The organism is Henriciella aquimarina, assembly GCF_002088975.1.
In the GTDB taxonomy this organism is placed as follows: Bacteria; Pseudomonadota; Alphaproteobacteria; order Caulobacterales; family Hyphomonadaceae; genus Henriciella; species Henriciella aquimarina.
In genome coordinates this window covers 1-8630 of sequence record NZ_NCST01000060.1, presented here as the reverse complement: position 1 = coordinate 8630, position 8630 = coordinate 1, and the positions used below count along the sequence as shown (strand labels likewise).

Annotated in this window: 5 protein-coding genes and 1 pseudogene; 4 read left to right on the top strand and 2 right to left on the bottom strand. The window is 57.6% G+C overall.

Going from position 1 to position 8630, the window contains the following annotated elements:
* Positions 1–9 precede the first annotated feature (9 nt).
* Positions 10–1148, bottom strand: a protein-coding gene (locus tag B8784_RS08485) for an IS3 family transposase (protein WP_143435295.1) whose coding sequence is annotated in 2 segments (ribosomal slippage) — positions 10–890 and positions 890–1148 — 1140 coding nt in all. Because the reading frame shifts where the segments join, the coding sequence is not laid out codon by codon here.
* A 66-nt stretch (positions 1149–1214) separates the two neighbouring features.
* Between B8784_RS08485 and B8784_RS08480 the strand changes: the two are divergent.
* The 4 genes and pseudogenes from B8784_RS08480 to B8784_RS08465 form a co-directional block, all read left to right on the top strand.
* Positions 1215–2282: pseudogene (locus tag B8784_RS08480) on the top strand (N-6 DNA methylase); the annotation flags it as partial.
* Positions 2269–3585 carry a restriction endonuclease subunit S gene (locus tag B8784_RS08475; protein WP_084397389.1) on the top strand — a complete coding sequence of 439 codons (1317 nt, stop codon included), beginning with the start codon at positions 2269–2271 and terminating at the stop codon, positions 3583–3585. The pseudogene B8784_RS08480 and the gene B8784_RS08475, both read left to right, overlap by 14 nt.
* The gene (locus B8784_RS08470) at positions 3575–4321 is read left to right on the top strand and encodes an abortive infection family protein (protein ID WP_084397387.1); all 747 of its coding nucleotides are present in this window, start codon (positions 3575–3577) and stop codon (positions 4319–4321) included. The genes B8784_RS08475 and B8784_RS08470 overlap by 11 nt, the downstream gene beginning before the upstream one ends.
* Positions 4318–7404: a type I restriction endonuclease subunit R gene (locus B8784_RS08465; protein WP_084397385.1), complete on the top strand. Its 3087-nt coding sequence runs from the start codon at positions 4318–4320 to the stop codon at positions 7402–7404. The genes B8784_RS08470 and B8784_RS08465 overlap by 4 nt, the downstream gene beginning before the upstream one ends.
* A gap of 72 nt (positions 7405–7476) precedes the next feature.
* Here B8784_RS08465 and B8784_RS08460 read toward each other — a convergent pair whose 3' ends face one another.
* A complete protein-coding gene (locus B8784_RS08460; RefSeq protein ID WP_084396263.1) occupies positions 7477–8427 on the bottom strand; it encodes an IS110 family RNA-guided transposase in 951 nt (316 codons plus the stop codon).
* Positions 8428–8630: the final 203 nt, after the last annotated feature.

The window sequence follows — 8630 nt, the reverse complement described above, 5'->3', positions numbered from 1 at the left end:
TAGCGGCGTTCATGCCGCTACCTCCCCACAGTAAGGCGGTATGAACGCCGCGGGCAAGATGGCTTGTGGCGCGGGCGGTCGGTAGCCCAGAGAAGAGTGCGGACGCGCGGTGTTGTAATGCCACCGCCAGGTCTCGATCAGGACTTTCGCCTCCCTGAGATCATAGAAGATTTCCCTCGCCAACAACTCGTCTCTGAGCTTGGAGTTGAAGCTCTCGCAGTAGCCGTTCTCCCAAGGCGAACCGGGTTCGATATAGAGCGTCTTCACGCCGATCCGGCCAAGCCACTCGCGCAGGGCCGTGGCGATGAACTCGGGGCCATTGTCGGAACGGATATGCTCCGGCGGGCCATGATGCACGAACAGTTCGCCCAGCGTGTCTAGGACATCGCGGGAGTTGAGCTTGCGTTCGACACGAATGGCGAGGCATTCGCGAGTGAACTCATCAATCACACACAGCATGCGGAACACCTTGCCGTCATGCGTGCGGTCCTGAACGAAGTCATAGGACCAGACATGGCCCTTGTGCATCGGCCTCAGCCGGATGCAGGAGCCGTCATTCAGCCAGAGACGGCCTCTCTTTGGTTGTTTCATTGGCACTTTCAGCCCTTCACGCCGCCAGATGCGATACACCCGCTTCTCGTTCACATGCCAGCCATCCCGTCTCAGCAGGGCCGTGATCCGGCGGTAGCCATACCGGCCGAACCGTTCAGCCAGGGCGATGATGGCCGCTGTCAGCACATCCTCGTCCTGGCGTGGCACACGCGGCTTGCGCTGGGTGGAACGGTGCTGGCCGATCACGCGGCAGGCCCGGCGCTCGGTTGCGCCGAGTGTCTCCACCACATGATCGACCGCCTCGCGCTTGCGTGAAGGGCTCAGAACTTTCCCTTGATGACTTCCTGCAGGATCTGGTTGTCGAGGGTCAGATCAGAAATGGCGCGACGCAGCCGCGCATTCTCCTTCTCGATCTCCTTCAGCCGTTTGGCCTGGCCAACCTGCAGCCCGCCATACTCCTTGCGCCACCGATAGTATGTCTGTTCCGTCACCCCGATCGAACGCACGGCCTGACCCGTCGTCTCACCCCGCGCGAGGCGGACCTCCACCTCCCGCAGCTTCGCTATGATCTCTTCAGGCGTTGATCTCTTGCCCATGTCTCAGCTCCATATCTGAAGCCGGAACTAACTCAAATAATGGACCACTTTCGTGGGGGCAGACCAGTCGAAATGATCGAGCCCTATGAAGGGCGCGTCTATGACCCGGCGTGTGGTTCAGGCGGCATGTTCGTGCAGTCCGAACGCTTCGCGGAAGCCCATGGTGGCTCACGGCGTGACCTTTCCGTCTTCGGGCAGGAATCCAACCCCACCACTTGGCGGCTGGCGCATATGAACCTCGCCATTCGCGGGATCGAGGCGAACCTTGGCGAGCAGCCCGCCGACAGTTTCACGCGCGACCTGCACCCGGACCTGAAAGCCGATTACATCCTCGCCAACCCGCCCTTCAACATCTCCGACTGGTCGGGCGAGTTGCTTCGAAAGGATACGCGCTGGAAATACGGCCCGCCGCCCGTCGGCAATGCCAATTATGCGTGGATACAACATTTCATCCACCACCTCTCCCCGCCCAATGGCAAGGGCGGCGGTATTGCGGCCTTCGTCATGGCGAACGGGTCGCTCTCTACGACCACGGGTGGCGAAGGCGATATCCGCAAGGCGATTATCGAGGCCGACCTTGTGGACTGCATCATCGCCATGCCGCCGCAGCTGTTCTTGACGACGGGTATTCCGGTCTGCCTCTGGTTTGTCACGCGCGACAAGAGCGGAAAATATATTGATCGCGGGCCGGACGGAACCAAGCGCAATGCGCGCAACCGTTCCGGCGAGACGCTGTTCATCGATGCCCGCGATTTCGGCCAGATGGAGGATGGCTCGCGCACCCTGCGCTTCCTCACCGGGCGCGACAGCAAGCTTTCCCCGCCGCCAGCCGATACGGAAATTGGCCGCATTGTGCGCACCTATCATGCCTGGCGCGGCGAAGCCGATGCGGGCGACTACGAAGACGTCAAAGGCTTCTGCAAGGCCGCAACGCTGGCGGAGATCGCCAAGTATAATCACGTCCTCACCCCCGGTACCTATGTCGGCAGCGCCGCGCGCAAGGCCGATGATGAGCCGTTCGAGGACAAGATGGAGCGGCTTGCCAAGGATCATCGCAGACAGGTGCAAAGGGCAACCAAGCTCGATAGCCTCATCGCTGAAGTCCTCAAGGAGTTTGGCTATGAAAACTCTTGATGACGCAGCTGATTTTCTCTCGGGAGGCACGCCAAGAAAATCCAATCCAGTTTATTGGGGCGGGAGTATTCCTTGGTATTCCGCCTCAAATATGGACTCCCGATATCTCGGAGACACCGACGTTACAATTACACCTGAGGGGCTAAATTCGGGATCGAGAATTGCTCCTGCAGGCTCGACATTGATACTGGTCCGTGGAAGCGGACTATTCAATTTTGTACCGATCTGCTTCGCCCAGAAGGATGTCGCCTTCAATCAAGATGTTAAGGCGCTCGTACCCAAGAAGGGCATCGACCCTACTTTTCTCCATTTCTGGATCGAGTCTCTTCGGCAGGATTTCAACGAAAACATTGGGACAACAGGTATCGGGGCTGGAAAGTTTGATACAGATTTTTTGAGAAACCTTCCGTTCCCTGACATTGATTTTTACGAGCAAGTAGCGCGCGGCATTGTTTCTTCGGCATTCGATAAGAAGATCGATCTCTTGCGGGAGATGAACCGCACGCTGGAGGAGATCGCGCGGGCGGTGTTCCGGGCGTGGTTTGTCGATTTCGAGCCCGTCCGCGCCAAGGCCGCTGGCGCGACCAGCTTCCGCGGCATGCCGCAAGCCCTCTTCGACCAGCTCCCCGACAGCTTCACCCCCTCCGACCTCGGCGACATCCCGACCGGGTGGACGGTGGGAGAGCTATCAGAACTCATAGATGTAAACCCGACGAGATCACTCAAGAAGGGCACCACGTCTACTTATCTCGGCATGTCCGACGTTCCGACTTCTGGCCCCACGGCAGAGAGTTGGGCGCTTAGAGACTTCACATCGGGCATGCGCTTCCAAAACGGCGACACCCTGCTCGCCCGCATTACGCCCTGCCTTGAAAACGGCAAAACCGCTCTTGTTGATTTTCTGGCTGACCGAGAGGTCGGCTGGGGATCGACGGAGTTTATGGTCCTTGGTCCGAAAAATGCGACGACCAAAGAGTTCATCTATTGTCTGGCGCGCAACGAAAAATTTCGCGAGTACGCAATCAAAAACATGACGGGCACCAGTGGTCGGCAACGCGTTAGCCACGAGTCCATATCCAGCTATGGATTAGCGAAGCCGCCTGCGGATTTTCTGAATAGCTTTGGGCGAATGGCCGCGCCGTTATTCTATCGCATTTCGGCCAATCGCGACGAGATGGCCGTGCTAGCCGACCTGCGCGACACACTGCTCCCCAAGCTCATTTCCGGCGAACTGCCCGCCCCGGACCTTGAAGCCCTCGGCCTGACCCCCACCGAACCAGTGGAGGCAAGCGATGGCGGATGAGACCTACGCCTTCCGCCTGACCGCCTGCCGGGAGCTGATGGACAGCCATCCGGAGTCGCTTGTGCTGCGACAGCAGGTCGAAGCCCTCGAAGAAGCGATGCCTGACAGGCCGGGCATCGCTGTTTCCTTTTGCCGGACGCTGATTGAAACGACCTGCAAAACGATCCTGATTGACCGGGGGCAAACGCCCGACGATGCATGGGAAGCGCCGAAGCTGATCTCGGAAACAACCAAATTCCTGCATCTCGGCGTTCATGATAACGGGCACACAGATGCCAAACTGAAAAGTGGCTCAGAAAAACTGGTTCGCGGGGTCAATTCAATCATCGATGGCATTGTCGAGATTCGAAACGCTCATGGAACGGCAGCACATGGCTCAGATGCTTATGCGCCTATGCTGGATGCACGCTACGCCGAAATCCTAGCCCGCGCCACGGACGCTGTAGTTGGGCTGTTATTCAAGTCTCATCTAAATTCGTCGCGGGGAAAACAATTATCACGTTTGAGGTATAGCGACTATTTAGATTTGAATACGTGGATCGATGAAAACTTGGAAGCGTGGGTTGATATAGGCAGAAACACAATCGCAATCATCGATACACCTGTGCTCTTAAGCAAAGCACTATTCGAACAAGATCCAACTGGTTATCAAACCGCCTTTAACGCGTTTATCGAAGAGCAAAAAATTCTTGAAGCCGAAACAGCCGACACAGAAACAAGGGAGGCCGACGCATGAACGAAGACATTGTCGAAAAGGCCGCCCTCGGCTGGTTTGAGGCCCAAGGCTATGACGTGGCGCGCGGCGCGGATATTTCCCCCGGCGGAGACAGGCCGTTGCGCGATAGTTACGAAAATGTCGTCCTGATGCCGCGCCTGATGGCGGCGCTGCGGCGGCTCAATCCCGATTTTGACGAAGACGCCATCCACGCGGCGGCCACGACGGTTTCCCGCCCGCCAGAACCGACACTGGAGCAGAATAATCGCTGGTTCCATCGCCTGCTGACTGATGGCGTCGATGTCGAGTATCGAAACGCCGCTGGCGAAACACGCGGCGACAAGGCGCGGTTGTTTAACTGGCGCGATCCATCCTTGAACGACTTTCTCGTGGTCTACCAGCTGACCGTGGTCAACGGTGAAACCCGCCGCCGCCCGGACCTCACTGTCTTCCTAAACGGCCTTCCGGTCGCGGTGATCGAGCTGAAAGATCCGAGTAATGAGGATGCAACGCTCTGGACGGCTTATGATCAGTTGCAGGACTATAAGGCAGCCATCCCAGCTCTGTTCGCCTACAACGAAATCATGGTCATCAGCGATGGCGACCAGTCGCGCGTCGGCTCACTGACCGCCGATCAGGACCGGTTCACGCCCTGGCGCTCCATCAAGGATGACCGCTATCCCGGCGAACCGACGCTGGAAAATGTCATCACCGGCCTGTTCTGGCCTCGGGCGCTTGTTGACTATCTCGCCCACTGCGTCGTGTTCGAGGAAGACGAGCGCACCGGGCGCATCATCAAGAAGATTGGCGGCTATCATCAGTTCCGCGCCGTGCGCAAAGCCCGCGAGCGTGTGAAATCTGCCCTGAAGCCAGCAGGCGACGGCAGAGGCGGCGTCGTCTGGCACACGCAAGGCTCCGGCAAGAGCCTGACCATGCTGATGCTGTCCGGCGCTTTGGTGGCTGACGCGGCGCTGGAGAACCCGACCATCATCGTTGTGACCGACCGCAACGACCTTGACGGCCAGCTGTTTGCCACCTTTGCGGAAGGGCGCGCCTTGCTGCGTCAGGACCCTGAGCAAGCCGAAGACCGCGATGACCTGACCGCCAAACTCACCCGCGCGTCCGGCGGCGTGATCTTTACCACGATCCAGAAATTCGAAGAGCGCAACGACCCGATCAGCGAGCGCAGCAACATTGTCGTCCTCGCCGATGAAGCCCATCGCAGCCAGTATGGCTTCCTCAAAGGCGGCGCGCGCTGGATGCGCGAAAACCTGCCGAACGCGACTTTTGTTGGCTTTACGGGGACGCCCGTTGAGGGCGATGACCGCTCAACGCGCGGCGTCTTTGGCTCCGATGTTGATATCTACGACATCAAGCAGGCGATCGACGACAATGCGACCGTCCCGATCTTCTATGAGATGCAGCTCATCAAATTGCTGCCCGACGATGCCGGCATCGCAGAAGCTGAGCGTTTGATCTCTGAGGCGGCGGACGCGGAAGATGCTGGAACGGCTGAGGAAAGTGATATTGCCGTCCCATTGGAAGAGCTCGCAGGCGCAAAGGCGCGGCTGGAAACCCTCGCGGCGAATATCGTCTCACACTATGAGAACCGCTCAGAGGTGATCGACGGCAAGGCGATGATCGTCTGCATGAGCCGCGACATCTGCATGGACCTCTATGACGAGATCACCGCCCTGCGTCCGAACTGGCACGCGGACGCGGATGACGCGGGCGCGATCAAGGTTGTTATGGACGCCAATGTCGGCAAGACGCCGCGAAAAGGTGAAACCAAAGAGGCCTTCGAGGCGCGAAAAGAACGAACGAAATATCACGGACGAACGAAGGTTCGCCGTGAAAAACTTGCAGCCCGCATTAAAGACAATGCCGACCCGCTTCGACTGGTGATCGTTTGCGACATGTGGCTGACAGGTTTCGACTGCCCGTCGCTGCATACGATGTATTTGGACAAGCCTTTGGCCGGGCACAATCTCATGCAGGCGATTGCTAGGGTTAACCGCGTGTTCGGCGACAAGCCCGGCGGGGTTGTGGTCGACTATCTCGGTATCGCGGACCAGCTCCGCGACGCGATCCAGACGTATACACAGGCAGGCGGCGAAGGGAAACCTGTCGAGCGGATTCAGGATCAGGCTGTGCCGCTCATGATGCGTCACGCAGAGGAACTCGCCACCTTCTTCGGCGAGTTTGACTACATGGCACTGGTTCAGGGCACCGAAGCAGATCAGCTGGGCGCAATCATCGACGGCGCGAATTTTGTGCTTAAACAGGAGAACGGCAAGAAGCGCTTCAACGATATGACGGCCAGTCTCTCAAGGGCATTCGCATTATCGGTTCCGAGGCCGGAAACGCATAATGTCCGCGATCACCTGTCATTCTACCAGAACGTCCGTGCCGCGATCAAAAAGCGCTTCGATGATGGCAATGGAAAGTCTTCAAACACGACATCGTCGGCCGTAAAGCAGGTCATTTCCGGCGCGATCCGCACAGATGGCGTCATAGACCTCTTCGAAGTCGCCGGTATACCTGACACAAATGTAGGCATCCTCTCAAACGACTTCCTGGATCGCCTCGCTGCCTTGCCACAAAAGAACCTCGCGCTGGAAACGCTGAAGAAACTGCTCGGCGATCAGATTCGCACGCGAGAGAGGATTAACATCGTCCAATCCCGAGGTTTCCGGGAGTCGCTGGAAAGCGTGCTTGTCCGATATTCGAACCGGGCAATCTCTACAGCTCAGGTCATTGAAGAGCTGATCGGCCTTGCAAAAACAATATCCACAGCAATTGCCGAAGGCGAAGAAACCGGCCTCGGGGAAGATGAGGTGGCCTTCTATCAAGCGCTCGCTGACAATGCGTCGGCCAAGGACGTAATGCAGGATGAAACGCTCAAGCTGATCGCGAGAGAGCTCGCAGAAAGCATCAAGCGCAAGGCAACGCTTGACTGGACGCAGCGCGATGCCGTTCGGGCTGACATGAGACGCACGGTCCGGCGACTACTGGCGAAGTATGGATATCCTCCGGATGCGCAGGAAGCTGCAACCCAATTGGTCATCCGGCAAGCGGAGCTCATGGCCGAGCGGCAAATTTGATGTGTTGTGACGCCGTCCCTTAGCGCCCGCGACCCCTCTGGCCGTCAGGCCAGTGGGAAGTATCCGTCTTCGTCAAGTCCGGCTTGGAACCCAGTTTCGGCTATCGCGAAGCAGACTGTTCGCCAGGACGATAAGCTTTCTCATTATGGCTGTGATGGCCAGTTTTGGCGCTTTTCCGGTGGCGACCATCATCTGGTATTTCGCGCTGAATTCCGGATTATGCTTTATGCTAACGAGGGTGGGCATATAGAGCGCCTGTCGCAAATGTGCTCTTCCACCTTGTATGTATCGCTTGCCTCGAAACGTGCCGCTGTCCCGAGCGATCGGAGCAAGTCCTGCAAGACTGGCGGCCGCCTTGTGATCGATGAAGCCGAGTTCGGGCATCTCGGTCAGAAGCATGATCGCGGTTGTTTCTCCAATGCCAGGAATAGTCTGTAGAATGTCGAATCTGGCTTTCAGGAATTCATCATCACGGACCAGCAAACGAAGAGCCGCGTCGATTGCTTTCATGTGACGGTCGATCTGCTCAATCCTTTCCCGTGCCTGGCGCCGCAACAAGGGAGCTATCCGGGCGGAAGACCGGTTGGACGCGCGTGTCCTGTCTTTCACCAGAGCGCGCCGAGCCGATTGTAGCTCTTTCATTTCATTGAACTTGATCGTTCTGTCGCTGACGCGGCGCACAGAAATCATCGCCCCGTATTTTGCGATAAGCCCGGCATCGATCGTGTCTGTTTTCGCCGACACACCCAATGCGTCCGCAAATCGTCGAGCCTGCCGTGGATTGACCTTGCCGAGAGGTATTTCGGCTTTCAGGAAGAACTTCTCGAAGGCAAGATGATACTGCCCGGTCGGTTCATAGAGTAGCTGTTCAAGATGACATCCTGCCATCCAGGTCAGCAATTGCCTGAATCCTTTTTTATCATTCGGGACAGTTATGGTCCTGCCCTCAGGATACATGTGCGCATCCAGAGTGCTCTTTGAAATATCGACGCCGATATGCTGGCGAACTGGTTCGATGGACATTCCAGATCCTTTGCTTGTCGTACGGGCCTAGATGCCCTCGTATCCGTTCAGGTCGCATGGAAATGAAGAGGACGATCAAACTTCCCAACGGCACTTACTCAGCCAGCGCAGGCACGATCCGTTCCTCTACGCCGGCGGGGAAATTGCGCAGTCCCCACCAGCGGTTCTTTTCTAACCAGAAGACCAGGAATCTCTAAGACAAG

Coding starts and splice junctions, on each gene's coding strand:
- B8784_RS08475 (WP_084397389.1), top strand. CDS start 2,269: ATGAAAACTCTTGATGACGCAGCTGATTTTCTCTCGGGAGGCACGCCA.
- B8784_RS08470 (WP_084397387.1), top strand. CDS start 3,575: ATGGCGGATGAGACCTACGCCTTCCGCCTGACCGCCTGCCGGGAGCTG.
- B8784_RS08465 (WP_084397385.1), top strand. CDS start 4,318: ATGAACGAAGACATTGTCGAAAAGGCCGCCCTCGGCTGGTTTGAGGCC.
- B8784_RS08460 (WP_084396263.1), bottom strand. CDS start 8,427: ATGTCCATCGAACCAGTTCGCCAGCATATCGGCGTCGATATTTCAAAG.